Genomic DNA, 18,832 nt, shown 5'->3' with positions numbered 1-18,832 from the left:
AAACACTTCACTATTTGGAAGTTATTTTACAGTCGAACCAGACATTATTATGTTTGGTTTTTTTCTTTTAAAAAAAGAGATTTTAATTTATAGTATTTATAGAAAATTTAGAATATAATAAAAATATACTATTTTGTAAGACGAAATAATTGAAAGAAGGGGTATCTTTTGAAAGATAATGTTGCTGATCTAAAAACAAGTGGGGTATTTGAGCAATTGCTTGAGTATTCGCTCGTTCAAAAAGGGCTTGAGTACTTACTAGAGGACGCTGATGCGACACTGGAGGAGCAGATTGAGCTTACAAAAATCCCTGCGCCTGTCTTTATGGAGGATGAAAGAGGGCGGGTCTATAAGTCAAAGCTTGAGCTTTTAGGGCTGTCTGATATTCAAACAGACAGGCATGGCAACGTGTTTGGGACACGCTACGGAACTGGCAAAGGTCCGAGAATTTTTGTCTGTGCCCACTTGGATACCGTTTTTCCGAATGGTACAGATATTATTGTCAGAAGAGAAAATGGCAAAATATATGCGCCGGGAATTTCTGATGATGGCAGAGGGCTCGCATCTGTATTGACTTTAGTGAGAGCGTTCAATGAGTCAAACATCCAAACAAGTGGCGATATTATCTTTGGTGCAACAGTAGGTGAAGAAGGACTTGGAGACTTAAGAGGAGTCAAGGGCTTGTTCGAGGATAGGCAGGATATTGACGGCTTTATCTCCATTGAACCAGGTCATCCAGAGCGAATTACATATTTAGGAACAGGAAGCCATCGTTTTCACATTACATACAAAGGTTCAGGCGGACATAGCTTTGGTGACTTTGGCATTCCGAGCCCAATTCATGCACTTGGAAGGGCAATTAGCAAAATCGGAGATCTGCAGACACCCCTTGAACCAAAAACTACATTTAATGTAGGCACAATAACAGGAGGTACTTCTGTAAATACGATAGCGGAAGAGGCGAGCATGATGCTCGATATGCGCTCCAATTCTGCAGAAGAGTTAATTCGTCTTGAGGAGCAGGTCAAAAATATTCTGCGGAAGGCAGCAGAAGAGGAAAATAACCGCTGGAAAAGCGATAAAACTTCCATTGAGGTTACCATTAAACAAGTTGGCGACAGGCCGGCAGGGATACAAAGCCCTACAAGTGAAATCGTCGAGACAACCATTGCGGCAGCAGCTTCCCTTGGCTTAAACCCAGTACTTTCACCAGCCTTCAGCACAGATTCAAATGTACCTATCAGCCTCGGTATCCCTGCAGTAACATTAGGCGGGGGCGGCAGTAACAGCGGCGGTTTCCACACATTAGAGGAATATTTTGATCCGACTGACGCACATCTTGGCCCGCAAAATATCTTTTTAACAATATTAGGGCTTGTAGGAGTAAAGGATGTAACAGCACCCCTACTTTCAAGTAAATAATAAAAAAAGCGGAGAAGCTATGTTTCTCCGCTTTTTTGTGTTGAAAAAAGAGCTTTTTACATATTTTCTAGACAAACTTAAAAAAATTTTTTTCTCGACTTATTCCTGACACATTACTTTTATATTCTATTACTTGTAAGAGGCACAAGCCTATTGGAGCTAAGAAAAAATGCAAGTCTAGCATATAAAAATAAACTAATTGTAGAAAGAGGATGAGAAGAAGGATGAAGAAAAGCATAAAGAAATGGATCGTTAGCGGAGCAATAGTAGTAGTAATTGGCGGAGGATTTGGTTCTTACTTTTATTTCAATAAAAATGAAACACAGCAAGTATCAGCACAAGCAACAACACAAACTGCAGCAGCAGAGGTTGGCGATGTAGAAATTAAAGTAAGCGGAACTGGCAGCATTTCAGCTATTAATAAAGAAACGGCGACAAGTACTGGCAATGCAACAGTTGATGAAGTCAATGTAGCGGTTGGAGATGAAGTGGAAGAGGGAGATGAGCTCGTCACATTTGAAGATGATAGCATCGACCCAATAACAGCTTCCTTCTCTGGGGAAATTACTGCCCTTAATGTAGAAGAAGGCGATACAGTTTCGATGGGAACAGAAGTACTGACAGAAACGGATTACGATAATCTTGAAATGGTTGTTAATGTAGACGAACTGGATATCTCTAAAGTGAAGGAAGGACAAGATGCAACGATTACAGTAAGTGCGTTGGATGATAAAGAATTTACTGGAGAAGTGACTAGTGTTGCGAAAGAAGCTGCTTCATCAGAAGGTTCTAGTGTTGCTAAATACGAAGTAACCGTTAAAGTGAAGAAGCCTTCTGGATTATTGGTTGGTATGACAGCAGAAGCGACAATCACAACAAGCAGTAAATCAGATGTAGTAACAGTGCCTGTTGAAGCTGTTCAAAAAGAAGATGATGAGTACTATGTATTGGTTCCATCAGGATCTACAACAAGTGAAGATGGATCAACTGAAACAGCAACAACGAAGCAAACAGTAGAAGTTGGCTTGGAAAATGAAGATGTGGCTGAAATTACTAGTGGTCTAGAGGAAGGAACAACAGTTGTTCTTCCAACATTTGAATCAAGCAGCGACAACAGCAGTCAAGGTATGATGCCAGGAGGCGGCCAAATGCCATCAGGTGGTCAAATGCCAAGCGGCAGCGGAATGCCATCAGGCGGATTCAGCGGAGGAGGGAACCGTTAATGATTGAAGAGAATAGAATTGTTGAGATAAAGAACTTAAATAAGGAATATACACTTGGCGGAGAGACTGTTAAGGCACTGGATAATGTGAGCTTCTCGATTAATAAAGGCGACTTTATCGCCATCATCGGTCCATCAGGGTCAGGAAAATCGACCTTGATGAATATGATCGGCTGTTTGGATATGCCAGACTCTGGTGAATACTTTCTTGATGGACAAAATGTCTTTCAATTAAAAAGCAAGCAGCTTGCAGATGTGAGAAATCATAAAATCGGTTTTATTTTCCAATCATTTAATTTGCTTACAAAGCAATCTGCATTTGAAAATGTAGAGCTGCCGCTAATATACAGAGGGCTTAACAGTAAGGAACGAAAAGAAATTGCCTTGACAGCTTTAAAAAAGGTAGGCTTGCTGGAGCGTGCCGGTCATAGGCCGACTGAATTGTCAGGAGGTCAGCAGCAGCGTGTAGCAATTGCTCGTGCTCTTGCTGGCAACCCGCCAATCCTGCTTGCTGATGAACCAACAGGGGCTTTGGACAGCAAAACAGGGGTTGAAGTAATGAAGCTTATTAAGGATTTAAATAAACAAGGCCATACAATTATATTAATCACCCATGATCTTGAAATTGCCAAGCAGGCAAAGCGAGTTATTCGTATTCAAGATGGAAGACTTAGGGAGGAAAAGGAGGTAGGAGTTTCTTGAAATTAGGGCAAGCGATAAAAATATCTTTTAAAAATATAACAATGAATAAGCTAAGAGCAATCTTGACGATGCTCGGTATCATTATTGGAGTTGCCGCCGTAATTGCCTTGACCTCTTTAGGTATGGGTGCTTCTCAATCGGTATCAGATGAGGTTTCCAGTCTAGGAAGCACGACGGTTTCCATCTCACTGTCAGGAAACTCGAGTGATGAAGAAGTTGTCACATATGACGAACTAATGTCATTTGAAGACTTGTCAGAGGTAGAGGCTGTTTCACCGACTGTTACTACTAGCAGTACATTGAAAAATGGCACTACATCAAGTGAAGGGGTTACGGTGGCAGGTGTTAACACTTCTTATGAAGATGTTAATGACATAACAGTCCGCACAGGTCGTAACATTATGGATATTGATCTTGATAACCGTAATAAAGTAGTTGTGTTAGGCTCAAATGTTGCGACAGAATTGTTCGGATTCTCCAATGCTGTTGACCAGACGATTAAAATCGATGGCACAACATTTAAAGTAATTGGTGTGCTAGAGGAACAAGGTGAAGAGCTGTCAGGGTCTGTCGATGACCAAGTATTGATTCCTTTCACTACGGCACAGCGTTTTATCGGGCAGACATATGTTACATCTGCAACAGTAAAAATGTCTTCTGAGGATGCTGTTGAAATCGGAATGGCGAAGATGGAGCAGGATCTGTACAACCAGTTTGGCGGAGATGAAACATCTTATTCTGTCCGTAATCAGTCTTCTGTATCTGATGCGCTTGATTCTGTCAGCAACACGATGACATTGCTTCTTGCAGGTATTGCGAGCATTTCCTTGATTGTTGGGGGAATTGGTATCATGAATATCATGCTTGTTTCTGTAACGGAGAGAACAAGAGAAATCGGAATTAGAAAAGCAATTGGTGCGAAGAAAAAAGACATTATGCTCCAATTCTTGATTGAAGCAGTTGTATTAAGTGCATTTGGTGGCATCCTTGGTGCATTAATTGGACTTGGAAGTGCTGAAGTTCTGTCAAGCATGCTAGATATGACGATGCAAATCACTTGGTGGATTGTCGGAGGTTCTGTATCCTTCTCCATATTAATCGGAATTATCTTCGGAATATTCCCTGCAAACAAAGCATCAAACTTAAGCCCGCTAGAGGCATTAAGATATCAATAAAAAATGGGATCAGGCTTTTACTATCAGTAACTAGTAAAAGCCTGGTCCTCTTTTATAGTGGTAGTTTTTTGGCACTTGATTCTTGTATAATGAGTAAAAAACAAAAAAGGACTTAATAGAATGAAACATATATTAATTGTGGAAGATGAATTGGCAATAAGCATGGTGCTTGGCGCCTACCTTGAAAAGGAAGGCTTTGCTGTCAGCTATGCATACAATGGACAAGAGGCGTTGGAGAAGCTGGATGAAGCAGTGCCAGCATTGGTGCTGCTTGATGTCATGATGCCACATATGGACGGCTGGGAAGTGCTTGCACATATTCGTAAAAAAAGTGCTTGTCCTGTTATCATGCTCACTGCTCTTTCAGATACAGATCAGAAGCTGAAAGGATTTGACACAGGCGCAGATGATTATATAACTAAGCCATTCGTTGCAGAAGAGGTGATAGCAAGAGTTCAGGCTGTTCTGCGCAGATCGCCTCAGTACCAGGCAGAAGAAGATGTGACCTATTACGGAAATTTAAAAATAAATAATCTTTCCCATCAAATATTCCTGAATGGCATTGAGGTCCCGTTTACACCGAGAGATTTATCGGTGTTGCTGTTTTTAGCTGGAAATCCAAATCAGACCTTTACGAGAGACCAGCTGCTCGACCATGTGTGGGGCAGGGATTATGATGGCAGTGACAGAGCAGTTGATTTGGCGATTAAAAGAATCAGGAAATCTTTGAATGGATGGGATGCAGAATATGGGGAAATTAAAACATTACGCGGACTCGGCTATCAATTCTATATTCAAGAGAAAAAGTAAGGAGAAAACTCCGCTACTATACTATTGGACAAAAAGATATTTATTCACATTATTACTTGGGCTTGTCATTATTGGTGTTGTTTCCATCCTTTGGATCAGACATAATGCCTTAGAAAATAGGCTTGAGCTGACAAAGTTCGTTGCCCAGGAGATTGCCGGCAGGGCATCTGATGAGGATCTGGAGAATATTACAGACATCAGGTTCCCTTTTATGCAGGATAGACAGGATTCACAAAGCATTTATCAGCCGATGAGTGTTTATATAAAGGACGACTCAGACGAGGTGAATCTTCTTTCTCCAATGCAGGATATGGGCCCAAATGGTAATAAACAGGGAAATTTGATGAATGAACCTACACCTAATAATTCTGGTCAGCTTGAACAAATAAAGGCTATGGATATAGTCGAAGAGCTGACGATTAAAACGATAACGCTTAGCGATAAACGAAAGGCATCTGTTGTAATTGCTCCGATAGAGAAGGATGATAAATTAGTGGGCAATGTGTATATTATCCAGCCCCATGATCAGCTTCGCATAAATACAGAGGAGTACCAGCTGCTTGGGCTGCTTTTAACAGGTCTTGCAATTCTTGGCTGGCTTGTCATCTATTCCTTGTCGAAAAAGCTGGCAAAGCCGGTGGAGGAAGTAGCAAATGCAGCCCAAAACTTAATGAATGGAAACTATGATATTCGTCTAAGTGAGGATGTGCAAGAGAAGGAGTTGCATCAGCTTGTGCTGTCCTTTAATGAAATGACGAACAGGCTGCAAACATTAGAAGGGCTGCGTACACAGCTCCTTGCAGGAGTCACACATGAACTAAAAACACCGATTACTTCCATTAGTGCCCTTGTTCAAGCTGTGAATGATGATATCATTTCAGACAGCAGGAAAAAAGAGTTTTTGGCGATGAGCTTGAAGGAAGCAAAAAGACTGCAAAGTATGGTTGAGGATTTGCTTGATTTCAACAGCTTCAGTGCAGGGTCAATCAGAGTGAATCTCGAAAAAATAAACATTCAGGCTGCTGTCAAAGAAATCATCTATCAATGGGAAATCGTCCATGCAGATGCATTAAAAAATGTGAAGATAACCTATAATAGTATGGAAAAGCCCGTATATGCTAACGCAGACAGTGTTCGTCTGCAGCAAATCATTGTTAACCTGCTCAATAATAGTCTTCATGCTATCAAAGGCAAGGCTGTCGGCAAACTGTCAGTCAGCTTGAAATACGATAATGATGATATCCTGATAATAGTAGAGGATAATGGCTATGGAATTCCGATTGAAGAGCAGCATTATATTTTTGAACGCTTCTATAGGGGGAAAAATAAAAAGGATGTAGAGCGGGGGCTTGGACTCGGTTTGCCGTACAGTCTGCTTTTGGCAAAAGCGCTTGGAGGACTTTTATCTTTACAAAAATCCGACGGTTCTACTACAATATTTTTATTGGAATTGCCATTATGCAAAGAAGAAAGCATATAGGCTACTTTTTATTGGCCGTTAAATATCATCTTCGGAAGCAGTCACAATAGGCATAAAAAGGAGTGCAGCATTTTGAATATGCCAACAGAGAAATTTTGCAAAGACTCATTAGTAGTAAAAACAAGCCGAATCTTCCCGATTGATACAAACAATCATAATTCTTTATTTGGGGGGAAGCTGATGAGCTATATTGATGATGTAGCTTCAATTTCAGCATCAAGGCATTCAAGAAGCAATGTCGTTACAGCTTCAACAGATTCCGTCGATTTTTTGATGCCTATAAGGCCGACTGATTCAGTTTGTCTAGAGTCATATGTTACACATACAGGCAGATCCTCAATGGAGGTATTCGTTAAAGTAGTAGCAGAAAACTTAAAAACTGGTGAACGTAAGCTTGCCGCAACATCATTTTTAACATTTGTAGCGCTTGATGAGGAAGGCAAACCGACAAAAATCCCACAAATTATTCCTCAATCAGCGGAAGAGCATATGCTTTTTAACACAGCAGAACAGCGAGTAAAGGTGAGAAAAGACAGAAGAGAACACAGCAAGGCTTTTGCGAAGGTTGTTAAGACAGATGCACCTTGGATTTAAATAATAAACAAGACGGTTAATATCTAGGCAGTCTGCCGACAAACTTATTTTCTTATAAGTTTGTCGGCTGTTTTTTTTATCGATACTTTCATATGACGGCACAAGTTAAAAACAAGGTAGGCAATCCAGTGAGAAATCTACTTTCTGGATTTATAAATAGGATTAAATATTTAAAGAAAAAGGTTACTTTGCAGTCGAGGCAGTTATGGAGTATACCATTATCAGTGTGAAAAAATAATAAACCCCAGTCGAATTTAATTGTCGACTGGGGTTTATATGATATCAGGTGCTTATTTACTGATTAATAGTTCAAGAATTTCACACACACTGGTTCTGGAGCGTGAATTTCTGATTGAAGCAAAGTCAATTTACCTGTAGCTTCATCTCTTTCAAAAAGAGTAAGTGTGTCTGATTGTTCGTTAGATGCAACAACGAATTGCTCTGTTGGATCAAGAACGAAATCACGAGGCCAATTTCCTTCTGTTGACGTATGTTCAATAAATGTCAATGTACCAGTTTCGCTGTTGACGCTGAAAAGAGCAATTGAATTATGTCCGCGATTTCCTGCATAGACAAATTTGCCATCAGATGACAGGTGAATAGCACTGCCTTGGCTGTTTTCAGTAAAGTCGATTGGTAATGCAGAGATATATTGCAAGTCTTTTAGTTCGCCTGTTTCGCTGTTATAAGATAATGTAATGACTTCATTGCTTAATTCCGTCATCACATAAGCGAATTTGCCATTCGGGTGGAATGCGATATGTCTTGGACCACTTCCAGGCTTCACAGACAGGCTGCATACTGTTTCTAGCTTGCCATCTGTAAGCTTGTATGTTTCTACTTTATCGATTCCAAGATCGACAGAAACGACAAAACGCTCATCAGGTGTAAAACCAGTGAAGTGCATATGAGGTTTTTCTTGGCGTGCAGTATTTGGCCCTGTACCTGTATGTTCTACCTTTGCAGTTAATTCTTGAACTGCTCCATCAGCATTTAACGGATACGCTTCAACAGTCCCTTTATGGTAATTTCCAGTAAGTGTGTAGCTTTTGTTGTTATCTACACTAACATGACATGGGGAAGCGCCTTCAGTGAACTGCTTATTAATAAATTCAAGCTTGCCTGTATCAGGGTCAACAGTATAAGCTGCAACTCCTCCAAGTGAGCCTTCTTTACCTACAGCATATAAGTATTTATTATCTTTAGAAACTGTTGCATATGTCGGGTTTTCCAATTCAGCTGCCAGTTCGACATTAGTAATTTTCTTTTCCTCTGTATCCAGAACGAATGAATAGATTCCCTTACTAGTTGACTTTGTATATGTACCTACATAACCTATGAACTTTTTTGAATTTGTCATGAACAGGACTCCTTTAAAAGATTTAAATATATTATAGCAAATTGTAAGCCCACTCACTAATAAAAGAACTCTCAAATTAAAAATAGAAAGAAAATTCAGGACGTAAGCAGAATGAAAACACCTGAACAAGAAGGCATTGTTGGAATATGTGTATAAATAAAAAAAGTTTGAGCATACTGTTAGTTTGAGAGAGATAATAGCAATGCAGTATTATGGAAAGGATAGGAAAATGAAGAAAAAAATATGGTTTAATCAATGGTTCACAACAGCTGCTCACTTTATTGACATGATTAAATATAATGCAGATGGGATGGAATTTGAGGTGTATGGAACCTCAAATAATGAACATGCCGCATATTTAAGCTATTGCGATGCAGCATTTATAGAACCAGATATAGCTGGGGAGGATTATATTGAATTTTGTCTGCGATTTTGCAAAATTCATCGCATAGATATATTTGTTCCAAGAAAAGAGAATGTGCTTATAGCAAAGAACCTGTTTAAATTCGAGCAACTTGGTGTTAAGGTCCTTGTATGTCCTGATGCGCCATTGATGGAAATGCTTGATGACAAAGAGGCAACTTATAAATTGATGCAGCAGCATTCCATCCTCAAGACGGCTGTAAATATACCAGATTATATTATTGTCAACAATGCAGAAAGTTTTAAAGAGGCATATACAGCTTTAAGAAAAAAGGGTCATAAAGTATGTTTTAAGCCTGTAATTGGTGAAGGGGGAAACGGATTTAGACTTGTGCAAGAACAGCCTGATTCAATTGAAGAGCTTTTCTATCAAGGAATTAATGCTAATATATCCTTTGATTCTGCATATGAGATTCTAAAGCAGCAAGCGGTCTTTCCACCACTAATGGTGCTTGAATATCTAGAAGGATATGAATACAGTATTGATTGTCTTTCATATGACGGCAAACTTATGGCTGCCATTCCGAGAAAAAAGGGAAAAGGAAGGCTCAGGGAGCTAGAGGACAACCCTGTTCTGTTAAAGCTTGCTAAAGATATCAATGACACACTAAAAATTCCGTTTATTTATAATATACAAGTGAAATATCAGAATGGCATTCCAAAGCTATTAGAAATTAACCCAAGAATGTCTGGAGGACTGCATTACAGCTGCCTAGCAGGTATTAATATGCCATACAGAGCGATTCTGCTGCTACTGCAAGGTAAAAAAGCTATAAAACAATTCCGCCCACACTTCGGTGTGAAATCAAGCTATTTAGAGAAAGAGATAGTTTTAAAAGATAATGTCTTTCAGTCGTCGAAAATTGTCCATTTATAAGCAAATTAAATGCCCCTTAAAGAAAGGGGTTATTTTTTTTGTGTAAAAAGTTCGTTATAAAAAACAAAATGTATTGACATAAAGAACAAATCATCGTATTATTTATTCAATAATACGTAATAACAAACAGTAAATGTTCTTTATAAAGAATATATTTATAAAGAGCGTTATTTTTTTACTTATTGGTTCTTTATAAAGAACGGTTTATAATTGGAGGAATATTAATGGATGCCATTATTCAATCTATAAAAATTCGCTATTATGCTAGGCTTATTAACAAGTATTCACAAAAATCGAATAAAGCTGTATTAGGTTTAGATAGAAACATGTATTTCCAAAAATATTGCTATTATCAAGATAAATTGAGAATGCTGCAAGACAGGCAAGTCTCTGGCAGAGAATTTTAAATAGTATAGAAGCATGACAAAAATCCACCAGAAAACTAACTGGTGGATTTTCTTATTAAGACATTGTGGAAAAATAGTTCAGTTATACACGAATTTATACACATGTTAAAACTATGGTATAGAAGTATTCCACAGGTTTATGCACATTATCCACAGTTTTTATGTGGTTATACCAGTGGATTTGTGGATAAATAACCTTATTGTAAGCAAAAATAATGAAAATGCTTACAAAATAGAAAGTTATCCCCAAAGATTAAATTTTCAAATTGTTCACTGTTTTTCTTGTCCGGATTTTCTGCTTGCAGCTCTATCTGCCATTTTGAATTCATGCTGGTATGTAACCTCTTGCATACTAGAAAGTTTTGGTTTACCTTTGAATGCTTTTTTCTTGTCCATTGTTACCATCCTTTCACGTTAAGTTACTGATATTGTTTCCATCTTTTTTAGAAAGATACATTAGTCAAAGCTTGAAATCGCAGATTCTATTGATGCAAAAGCAAAGGGATAGCCTTGCCTTGTTAAAACCGTGGGAAGCACATGCTGGCCCTCTGCCACAAGGATGCTCATTTCTCCTAATACTAGTTTAAGGAGCGGGGAAGGGACTGGCAGCCAATGAGGGCGATGTAAATGCCTGCTTATTGTTTTACCTAAAACGTGCATTTTAACAGGTGCTGGCGCAGTGAAATTGACTGGACCGGAAATTGTATCGTCTCCTATAATAAATTGCATTCCACCAACAACATCCTCTATATGAATCCAAGAAGCCCATTGGTTTCCACTGCCCAGGTTACCTCCAACAAATAATTTATATGGAAGAAGCAATGTTGGGAATGCTCCGCCGTCTTTAGACAAGACTAGGCCAAATCGGCAATAAACGGTTCTAATACCTAGATGCTCTGCATGCTGGGCATGTGCTTCCCACTGTTTAACAGTATCTGCAAGAAAGTCATTTCCAAGATTCGATGCCTCTGTAAAGTTATTTGTTAAGGACGTTCCGTATACTCCAATTGCACTTGCATTTAACCAAACTTTTGGTCTGTCTGGAAGCTGTTTAATAATGGAAATAAGCTTGTCTGTTGCAGCAAGTCTGCTTTCCACTATTCTTTGTTTACGAGAAGCTGTCCAGCGACCGCTGTTTAAGGATTCACCAGCAAGATTAATGACAGCATGGATAGGATCAGGGAGGGCGGTAGCGGAATTATCAAGTGCTTGCTCCCAGTTAATATAGAAAATTTGTCCGCTGTTTTCCCGATTTGTGCTTCTCGTTAAACAATAGATGGTATGCCCTTTTTGCGTTAAACTCTTTATAAGGGTATTACCGATTAAACCAGTTCCGCCTGCAATCAGGAAGTTCATTGTTTTCCTCCTCAAAATATTTTATTTTCATTATAATATTCACATAAGAACATTTCCCAGTTTAACGTCCTATCAATAACTATGTTACGGTAATGATGAAAGGAGAATGACTAATTTGATTATCAGTAAAATAACGAGACAAAAGAATTTAAGTGACCGCTACAATATCTTTTCCGAAATAGCAGGTAAAGATGAATATGCATTTAGTGTGGATGAATCGGTTCTTATTAAATATCAGCTGCGAAAAGGCCTGGAGCTTGATAAGCTTCTATTGAATGAAATACAGTACAGTGATGAAATTCGTAAAGGTTATCATACAGCAGTTAATTATTTGGCAAGAGTGAAAAGAACGGAAAAAGAGGTACGAGCATATCTGCGCACAAAAATAGAAGAAGAAACGGTTATTGGAGAGGTTATCCGGAAACTGTACGATATGAAGTTTTTAGATGATGAGGATTACGCTTTTTCCTATGTAAGAACACAGCGAAATACATCAGATAAAGGTCCTACAGTGATAAGAAGAGAATTAAGGGAAAAAGGCTTAGGCGATGACTTGATAAGCAGTGCTTTAGAGGAGCTACCTTTTGATGTACAGCTTGCCAATGCGGAAAAAATAGCTGCAAAGGCGTTAAGCAGCAACAAAAATAACTCCTTTAAAATGGCTAAACAGAAGATGGAGCAGACTTTGACAAGGAAGGGATACTCTTCTGCAGTTATAAAGGAAGTAAAGCTATCATTAGAAGGAAATGATGAAGAGGATGAACTCAGTGCATTACGTGTTCATGGACAAAAGGCAGAGCGAAAGTTTGCCGCTTATTCTGGCTATGAATTCAGACAAAAGATGAAGCAGTTTTTATACCGAAAGGGCTTTTCCATTGAACTGATTGAAAGGTATCTTGATGAGCTTGATATGGAGAACTGATTCTTTAGTACATTTTTTTTGCTCAAAGCCTAGACGTCATTTACAATAAAGCCATAGCAGCAGGGATTAAGGAGGAAGTATATGCAAACTAAAAGATACAGCATGATGTCCGAACACGAATTACGTATTGAAATTGCACAATTAAATGATAAGGCCAAAAAAGCAGAGCAGCTCGGTATGGTTAATGAGTTCGCTGTATTGGAACGGAAAATTCATATGGCAAAAGCATATTTACTCGATCCAAATCAATTTATTAATGGTGAAGTGTATGAAATAGAGGGAGATCCGGGTGTGAAATTCCATATTCATTATATGAACGGCATTTTTGCTTGGGGTATACGAGACAATGGTCAAAATACAGAAGAAGGAATTCCAATCTCTTTATTGAAAAAACAAGAGGCATAAGAACAGGCTGTTCTTATGCCAGATTTCATTACTGTTTTTTTTGTCTATGTGATGAAGCGTTCATTCTTTCCTGAGGATGTGTATTAATTGTGCCATCTGCTCTTTTAGATGCATACTCGGGTTTTGCTCTTGGCTCACCTTCAAATTTATTATCATTTATATTATCTACGCCTTTAACCATGGGGCAAATTCCTCCTTTGTATGTTCATGTATGACAGATATGCACTGCATTTCTTTGTCACACATTTTAGTATTTGTATCAGGTAAGCAAACTATTAGCGTTATTTAAATGAAAGAAGGTCATTACAATGTATGATTATCAAAAAAGGCTTGTGGACAGACTGCTGGAGATTAACGAAAGTATCAACGTTATTCAGGCACAGACGTGGATAGAGCTATTATGGGAAGATTTCGAAACAACGTATGCGAAAGCAGGTAGAGAATATAAAGGAGCGGAAATGACAGAGAAGGTTGTCAGCCAGTGGATTGAAAATTATGGACCAAAGCTTCATGAATTTGTTGCGGAAAATCCAAAATATAAAGATTTTCTTACTGAAAATAAACGAAGCTTCCATTAAAAAAAATCCAGCAAAAGCTGGATTTTTTTAGTTTGTCAATATATCTAATTTTTTCTGAAGCTTTTCTTCACTGAATATCCAGCCAGTATAGGAAGACATAATATTTAAGTCTTTATCAAGATGGACGACAGCGACAAATGGATAATGACCGTCACTGCGGTACCGTAAATCGATAAACCGAACCTGGTACTGATCCTCAAGCTCTGTTACTTCCCAGCGATATACGGGAGAGAAGGAAAGAAAAGCAGACAGGTTACTGTCCGTTTTGGCTGCTTCCAAAACTGGTGTTGCCGGGAGATCAATTCGCTTAAATTGATCATAAATTTCGATTTTGTAGTTATGTGCTCTACCAACATAGAAGTATTCATCTGTCATAACTGCAACACGCCAATGGCTGAACCTCATTGTCGGGGATAAAATAATCGTATTCGCATCTGGAATTATTTCCCTTACCTTATGCTTCACCCTTCTTTGAGCAATATAACGGAGTATATAATAAAAAACCAATACAATATACAGCACAAGGAAAGTATATCCTGGTGGTGCTCCGAATGCCCAAACGAACAGACCGACAACGTGCAAGCTGAAAATAATCGGGTCGAATGTATTGATGAAGCCAAGTGCTACCCATTTAGAGGAAAAGGGCCTTAATGCCTGTGTCCCATATGCGTTAAATATGTCGACAAAAACATGGAGGAATACGGCAATAAATGTCCACATCCATAAATGCAATAAGTTTGCATCAGGGAAAAACGGATATAAAACAGCAACAATCAATAGCGGCCATAAGACTACAGCTGGAATTGAGTGTGTGATGCCCCTGTGATTTCGGATATATACAGCGTTATTTCTTAGTTTTAAGACGGTGTCGACATCAGGAGCTTGAGAACCGGCTAATGTTGCAATCATCACACTTATAGTTGTTGCATGGCTTCCTGCAACTGCTGGATCAAGAGTAGCCAAGCCTCCTAGCGCTAATCCCATCACTACATGTGTCCCAGTATCCAAGAATAAAAAACCTCCTTGATTTGCATAAGCAATTATTGGTTAACTACCTAATAATTTCTATAAAAAATAGCTTTATTTTTTTTATGAGTAAAGATACACTTTGATATTAGACATTGATTGGAATCTAAGTAAAAAAATAATCTCTGTTTACTTTGTGAAAGAAAGACGATATCTATACCTTATCATTGAGATTGTTTTGATGAAAGCCCAAAGTGAAAGAGAAGAACACATTTTATGTTATTCCCCATTTCAAAAAATATTAACATGGTGGAGGGTAAAAGTGAAAGAAGAAGCACAAAACCAATTGGATATACAGCAATTTAGAGATGACTTACTTAATTGGTTCATAGCAGAACAGCGTGACCTGCCTTGGCGTAAGGACAAGGATCCATATAAAGTTTGGGTATCAGAAATTATGCTACAGCAAACAAAGGTAGATACAGTAATTCCATACTTTAACCGATTTGTTGACTTGTTTCCAACCATTGATGCATTGTCAGATGCTGAGGAGGAAAAGGTGTTGAAGGCGTGGGAGGGGCTTGGATATTATTCGCGTGCCCGGAATTTACATACAGCTGTAAAGGAAGTCCGGGAAAAATACGCTGGTGTAGTTCCGAATACTCCTGCAGAGATTGCAACATTACGTGGTGTTGGCCCATACACTGCTGGCGCCATCCTTAGTATTGCGTATGGCGTTCCAGAGCCGGCGGTAGATGGAAATGTAATGAGGGTGCTCTCAAGAATTCTGTCAATATGGGAAGACATCGCCAAGCCCAAAACACGAAAAACATTTGAGGATGCCGTCAGGATGTTAATCTCCCATGAAAATCCTTCTTACTTCAACCAAGCATTAATGGAGCTCGGCGCGCTGATTTGTACACCAACATCACCGTCTTGCCTTTTATGCCCAGTGAGAGAGCATTGTCAGGCATTCATGGACGGCACACAAGGCGAATTGCCTGTGAAGACAAAAAACAAAAAGCAAAAAACTGTACAGATAGCAGCAATCATCTTAGCAGATGAAGATGGAAGAACACTTATTCATAAAAGATCTGATAAAGGTCTGCTTGCCAACCTTTGGGAATTTCCGAACATAGAAATCGTCCAGACCATTACAAGTGAAGCAGAACAGCTGAAAGAGGAACTGCAAAGCTTGTACGGAGCGACGATTGAAGTAGAGGAAAGCATTACAAGGATTGAGCATGTATTCTCCCATCTAATTTGGCAGATAACTGTTTATAAGGGAAAACTCGTAAAGCTAGAAGAAGAAACCGATACATTAAGAAAAGTTAATGCCCATGAAATTGAACCGTATCCTTTCCCTGTTTCTCATCAAAAGATGCTTAAATTTATGCCCGAATCAGAATAAGAAAATGCCTGTTTCCCGTATATGGAAGCAGGCATTTTTAGTTAGTCGTAGCTGACCTCCGTGCCACTAGTCCAAGTTGCTTCATTTCGTTGTAAGCCGCCGCGATTTTCAATTTCCTCAATAATCTTATTATGGATGGAAACACCTTCTACATTTAAGTACTGGGCCATTTGCTGTAAGGAGTGATGAAAATAAGCAAGCTCGCTGTCTTTCCATTCACCTTTATCTATCATTGCTAGCTCTGTCATATCTCTGCCTACATACATATAAAGCACCTTCCTTTACTAAGTTGTCTATAAGTATTGTGTTGATGTTGATTGCGAACTATGCATAGAACAGGTAAAATGTGAAGCGAGTCAATGACGGAGGAGATGGAAAAAGAATGGGGAATAAAGTAGCGCTAGTTACTGGCAGTTCAAGAGGAATCGGCAAAGCAACTGCATTACGACTTGCAGAATCAGGTTATGATATTGTTATAAATTATGCCAGAAGTAAGAAGGCAGCAGAGGAAACAGCAGAGGAAATTAGGGCAATTGGCCGAAAAGCTCTTATTGTTAGAGCGAATGTTGGCGATGTGGACAAGATTAAAGCTATGTTTGTCGAGATTAAAAATGAATTTGGCAGACTGGATGTATTTATTAATAATGCAGCATCAGGCGTACTGAGACCAATTATGGAGCTTGAAGAATCACATTGGGACTGGACGATGAATATTAACAGCAAGGCACTGTTGTTTTGTGCACAAGAGGCTGCGAAGCTAATGGCAGACGGCGGAAAAATCGTCAGCATCAGCTCATTAGGCTCCATCAGATATTTGGAAAATTACACGACAGTTGGTGTGAGCAAGGCGGCAATGGAAGCTTTGACACGTTATTTGGCTGTAGAGCTGTCCCCAAAAAATATTGTCGTTAATGCTGTATCAGGCGGAGCAATCGATACAGAAGCACTTAAATCATTCCCAAACAGAGAAGAGCTGTTAAGTCACTCTGCTGAAAGAACGCCTGCAGGAAGAATTGTTGAAATCGAGGATATGGTTAACTCAGTCATGTTCCTAGTAAGCGATCAGGCAAGCATGATAAGAGGACAAACAATCATTGTCGATGGAGGCATTTCTTTATTAGTGTGATAAAGAAATGCAAAGGACCGAATGCAGGTCCTTTTTTTAATGCTTATGTGAATGGTCGTTACCGATAAACTCAAAAGAATAGATATGTGTTTTTGTCAGCTCGATCACTTCTTTAATGAATTCCTCCTGCGTCTCCTTAAAGCCATCTCTAATCCAATTCAAAATAAGTCCGTAAAATCCATATGCCGTATAACGCTTAAAATAATCCATGTTAACAGGAATATGATTAATTGTATCGAAATCAAATTGTTCTTTATATATTTTCAAAATAGTTTGCGGAAATCTTGTATGCAAACCAGGTAAAGTATCTTCATGCTTTATCAGTTCAAAAAAATGACGGTTTTTATATATGTAAGAAACGATATTAAAAGAATGCGTATTAAGCTTAGCTGTATAGAATTTATGGCCATGCATGTATGGAATACCAACTGCTTCCTCTAACCCTTTGAGCATGGAAACAAGCAGGTCCTCTGCCAATTCTATTTTATCCGGATAGTGAATATAAAAGGTGCTGCGGTTATAGGCAGCATGATCCACAATATTTTTAACGGTGACGGCATGATAGCCTTTGTCTTTAATTAATTCTATTAACGCTAGCTTTAAGTGCTCTCTTGTTCTATTTTGCCGAGCAGTTGCTGGGTGCTCCTGATCCATGAAAAAAAACCTCCCTGAAAATAGACATATTTATGGTAAGTGTCTAACTAATAGTCACATGATAATATCTTAATGATTGTTAATTGTGAACAAAAGAGTAAAATTTAATTTGTTATTTCATATTCACTAGTCTAGTACTTTTTACATGAATATGTAAGTTTATTTTTAACAAGGGGGATTTACAATGGGAAAATTACAAGATAAGGTTGCAGTCATAACAGGAGGAGCGTCTGGAATTGGTGCAGCAACAGCACGTTTATTCGTCTCAGAAGGTGCTAAGGTTGTTCTTGTAGACTTAAATGAAGAAAAAGGCAAGGCATTCGAATCAGAATTGAAAGCGCTTAATGCAGATGCCCTATTTGTGAAAGCAAATATTACAAGCGAAGAAGAGGTTGCTAATATCTTCACACAAACAATCGAAAAGTTTGGCAAAGTGGATATTGTCTTCAATAATGCAGGAATTGGCCGTGTTCATCCTACACATGAATTGGACTATGCTGAATGGCGTCAAACAGTAAATGTAGACTTGGATGGTGTATTCCTAGTAGCTCGTGAAGCTATTCGTGAAATGCTAAAAGCAGGCGGAGGCGCTATTGTTAACACTGCTTCTATGTATGGATGGGTTGGTTCACCTGGCTCTGCTGCTTATAATGCTGCAAAAGGCGGAGTGGTCAACTTAACTCGTTCCCTTGCATTGGAGTATGCAGAACAGAATATTCGTGTTAATGCATTATGCCCTGGATTTATTGATACACCAATCATTCCAGAAGAAAGCAAATTAGCACTAGCTGCAGCAACACCTGTAAAACGTCTCGGTAAAGCAGAAGAAATGGCAAAAGCAGTTCTGTTCCTTGCTTCTGATGATTCTTCTTATATGACTGGTAACAGCCTGACTGTAGATGGCGGTTATACTGCGCAATAACGGTTCACACACAAAAAAAG

22 protein-coding genes are annotated in these 18,832 nt (G+C 38.8%); 15 read left to right on the top strand and 7 right to left on the bottom strand.

The window, feature by feature from the left end; all coding sequences use genetic code 11:
- Positions 1-168 precede the first annotated feature (168 nt).
- The 7 genes from NQZ71_RS18570 (at position 169) to NQZ71_RS18540 (ending at position 7,405) form a co-directional block, all read left to right on the top strand.
- A complete protein-coding gene (locus NQZ71_RS18570) occupies positions 169-1,422 on the top strand; it encodes a M20/M25/M40 family metallo-hydrolase (RefSeq protein ID WP_317011117.1) in 1,254 nt (417 codons plus the stop codon).
- Between the two features lie 224 nt (positions 1,423-1,646).
- On the top strand, positions 1,647-2,645 hold the full coding sequence (locus NQZ71_RS18565) for an efflux RND transporter periplasmic adaptor subunit (RefSeq protein WP_186304096.1): 999 nt from the start codon (positions 1,647-1,649) through the stop codon (positions 2,643-2,645).
- Positions 2,645-3,346: an ABC transporter ATP-binding protein gene (locus NQZ71_RS18560; protein WP_127741685.1), complete on the top strand. Its 702-nt coding sequence runs from the start codon at positions 2,645-2,647 to the stop codon at positions 3,344-3,346. Before NQZ71_RS18565 ends, NQZ71_RS18560 begins: the two co-directional genes overlap by 1 nt.
- The gene (locus NQZ71_RS18555) at positions 3,343-4,521 is read left to right on the top strand and encodes an ABC transporter permease (RefSeq protein WP_260054080.1); all 1,179 of its coding nucleotides are present in this window, start codon (positions 3,343-3,345) and stop codon (positions 4,519-4,521) included. The genes NQZ71_RS18560 and NQZ71_RS18555 overlap by 4 nt, the downstream gene beginning before the upstream one ends.
- 120 nt (positions 4,522-4,641) lie before the next feature.
- Positions 4,642-5,331, top strand: coding sequence for a response regulator transcription factor (locus NQZ71_RS18550; RefSeq protein WP_144456009.1), 690 nt, complete (start codon positions 4,642-4,644; stop codon positions 5,329-5,331).
- Positions 5,270-6,811: a sensor histidine kinase gene (locus tag NQZ71_RS18545; RefSeq protein WP_186304095.1), complete on the top strand. Its 1,542-nt coding sequence runs from the start codon at positions 5,270-5,272 to the stop codon at positions 6,809-6,811. Before NQZ71_RS18550 ends, NQZ71_RS18545 begins: the two co-directional genes overlap by 62 nt.
- Positions 6,812-6,889: 78 nt before the next feature.
- A complete protein-coding gene (locus tag NQZ71_RS18540; protein ID WP_144456291.1) occupies positions 6,890-7,405 on the top strand; it encodes an acyl-CoA thioesterase in 516 nt (171 codons plus the stop codon).
- Between the two features lie 301 nt (positions 7,406-7,706).
- Here NQZ71_RS18540 and NQZ71_RS18535 read toward each other — a convergent pair whose 3' ends face one another.
- Positions 7,707-8,765, bottom strand: a complete 1,059-nt coding sequence (locus NQZ71_RS18535) for a lactonase family protein (protein WP_144456005.1) — start codon at positions 8,763-8,765, stop codon at positions 7,707-7,709.
- A 229-nt stretch (positions 8,766-8,994) separates the two neighbouring features.
- Here NQZ71_RS18535 and NQZ71_RS18530 point away from each other — a divergent pair, with 229 nt between their 5' ends.
- Both NQZ71_RS18530 and NQZ71_RS18525 read left to right on the top strand, forming a co-directional pair.
- A complete protein-coding gene (locus tag NQZ71_RS18530; RefSeq protein ID WP_144456004.1) occupies positions 8,995-10,065 on the top strand; it encodes an ATP-grasp domain-containing protein in 1,071 nt (356 codons plus the stop codon).
- Positions 10,066-10,289: 224 nt separating this feature from the next.
- A complete protein-coding gene (locus NQZ71_RS18525) occupies positions 10,290-10,472 on the top strand; it encodes a hypothetical protein (protein ID WP_144456002.1) in 183 nt (60 codons plus the stop codon).
- 270 nt (positions 10,473-10,742) lie between these two features.
- Here NQZ71_RS18525 and NQZ71_RS18520 read toward each other — a convergent pair whose 3' ends face one another.
- Positions 10,743-10,868: a YfhE family protein gene (locus NQZ71_RS18520; protein ID WP_127741671.1), complete on the bottom strand. Its 126-nt coding sequence runs from the start codon at positions 10,866-10,868 to the stop codon at positions 10,743-10,745.
- A gap of 60 nt (positions 10,869-10,928) precedes the next feature.
- Entirely contained in the window at positions 10,929-11,828 is a 900-nt protein-coding gene (locus NQZ71_RS18515; RefSeq protein ID WP_317011116.1) for a TIGR01777 family oxidoreductase, read from the bottom strand.
- A 115-nt stretch (positions 11,829-11,943) separates the two neighbouring features.
- On the opposite strand from NQZ71_RS18515, the gene recX reads away from it, so the two are divergent.
- Both recX and NQZ71_RS18505 read left to right on the top strand, forming a co-directional pair.
- Positions 11,944-12,750 carry a recombination regulator RecX gene (gene recX / locus NQZ71_RS18510; protein WP_317011115.1) on the top strand — a complete coding sequence of 269 codons (807 nt, stop codon included), beginning with the start codon at positions 11,944-11,946 and terminating at the stop codon, positions 12,748-12,750.
- 81 nt (positions 12,751-12,831) lie between these two features.
- Complete coding sequence (locus NQZ71_RS18505) at positions 12,832-13,155, top strand: YfhH family protein (RefSeq protein WP_144455996.1); 324 nt, start codon at positions 12,832-12,834, stop codon at positions 13,153-13,155.
- A 28-nt stretch (positions 13,156-13,183) separates the two neighbouring features.
- Here NQZ71_RS18505 and NQZ71_RS18500 read toward each other — a convergent pair whose 3' ends face one another.
- Positions 13,184-13,336 carry a small, acid-soluble spore protein K gene (locus tag NQZ71_RS18500; protein ID WP_127741663.1) on the bottom strand — a complete coding sequence of 51 codons (153 nt, stop codon included), beginning with the start codon at positions 13,334-13,336 and terminating at the stop codon, positions 13,184-13,186.
- Positions 13,337-13,463: 127 nt separating this feature from the next.
- On the opposite strand from NQZ71_RS18500, the gene NQZ71_RS18495 reads away from it, so the two are divergent.
- Complete coding sequence (locus NQZ71_RS18495) at positions 13,464-13,733, top strand: YfhJ family protein (RefSeq protein WP_144455994.1); 270 nt, start codon at positions 13,464-13,466, stop codon at positions 13,731-13,733.
- 27 nt (positions 13,734-13,760) lie between these two features.
- Here NQZ71_RS18495 and NQZ71_RS18490 read toward each other — a convergent pair whose 3' ends face one another.
- Positions 13,761-14,741, bottom strand: coding sequence for a metal-dependent hydrolase (locus tag NQZ71_RS18490; RefSeq protein ID WP_317011114.1), 981 nt, complete (start codon positions 14,739-14,741; stop codon positions 13,761-13,763).
- Positions 14,742-15,021: 280 nt separating this feature from the next.
- On the opposite strand from NQZ71_RS18490, the gene mutY reads away from it, so the two are divergent.
- Positions 15,022-16,110, top strand: a complete 1,089-nt coding sequence (mutY, locus tag NQZ71_RS18485; RefSeq protein ID WP_260054083.1) for an A/G-specific adenine glycosylase — start codon at positions 15,022-15,024, stop codon at positions 16,108-16,110.
- A 41-nt stretch (positions 16,111-16,151) separates the two neighbouring features.
- On the opposite strand, the gene NQZ71_RS18480 is transcribed toward mutY, so the two are convergent.
- Positions 16,152-16,376: a hypothetical protein gene (locus tag NQZ71_RS18480; protein WP_144455988.1), complete on the bottom strand. Its 225-nt coding sequence runs from the start codon at positions 16,374-16,376 to the stop codon at positions 16,152-16,154.
- A 116-nt stretch (positions 16,377-16,492) separates the two neighbouring features.
- Between NQZ71_RS18480 and fabL the strand changes: the two genes are divergently transcribed.
- Positions 16,493-17,236 (top strand): enoyl-[acyl-carrier-protein] reductase FabL, encoded by a 744-nt coding sequence (fabL, locus tag NQZ71_RS18475; protein ID WP_144455986.1) that lies wholly within the window; start codon positions 16,493-16,495, stop codon positions 17,234-17,236.
- Between the two features lie 36 nt (positions 17,237-17,272).
- On the opposite strand, the gene NQZ71_RS18470 is transcribed toward fabL, so the two are convergent.
- Entirely contained in the window at positions 17,273-17,890 is a 618-nt protein-coding gene (locus tag NQZ71_RS18470) for a TetR/AcrR family transcriptional regulator (RefSeq protein WP_144455984.1), read from the bottom strand.
- A gap of 184 nt (positions 17,891-18,074) precedes the next feature.
- On the opposite strand from NQZ71_RS18470, the gene NQZ71_RS18465 reads away from it, so the two are divergent.
- Entirely contained in the window at positions 18,075-18,812 is a 738-nt protein-coding gene (locus tag NQZ71_RS18465) for an SDR family NAD(P)-dependent oxidoreductase (protein ID WP_127741651.1), read from the top strand.
- Positions 18,813-18,832: the final 20 nt, after the last annotated feature.

It is taken from the genome of Niallia taxi (assembly GCF_032818155.1).
GTDB lineage: Bacteria > Bacillota > Bacilli > Bacillales > Cytobacillaceae > Niallia > Niallia taxi_A.
Note: the sequence above shows the minus strand (reverse complement) of the source record. Positions and strands in the feature narration are given on the sequence as shown.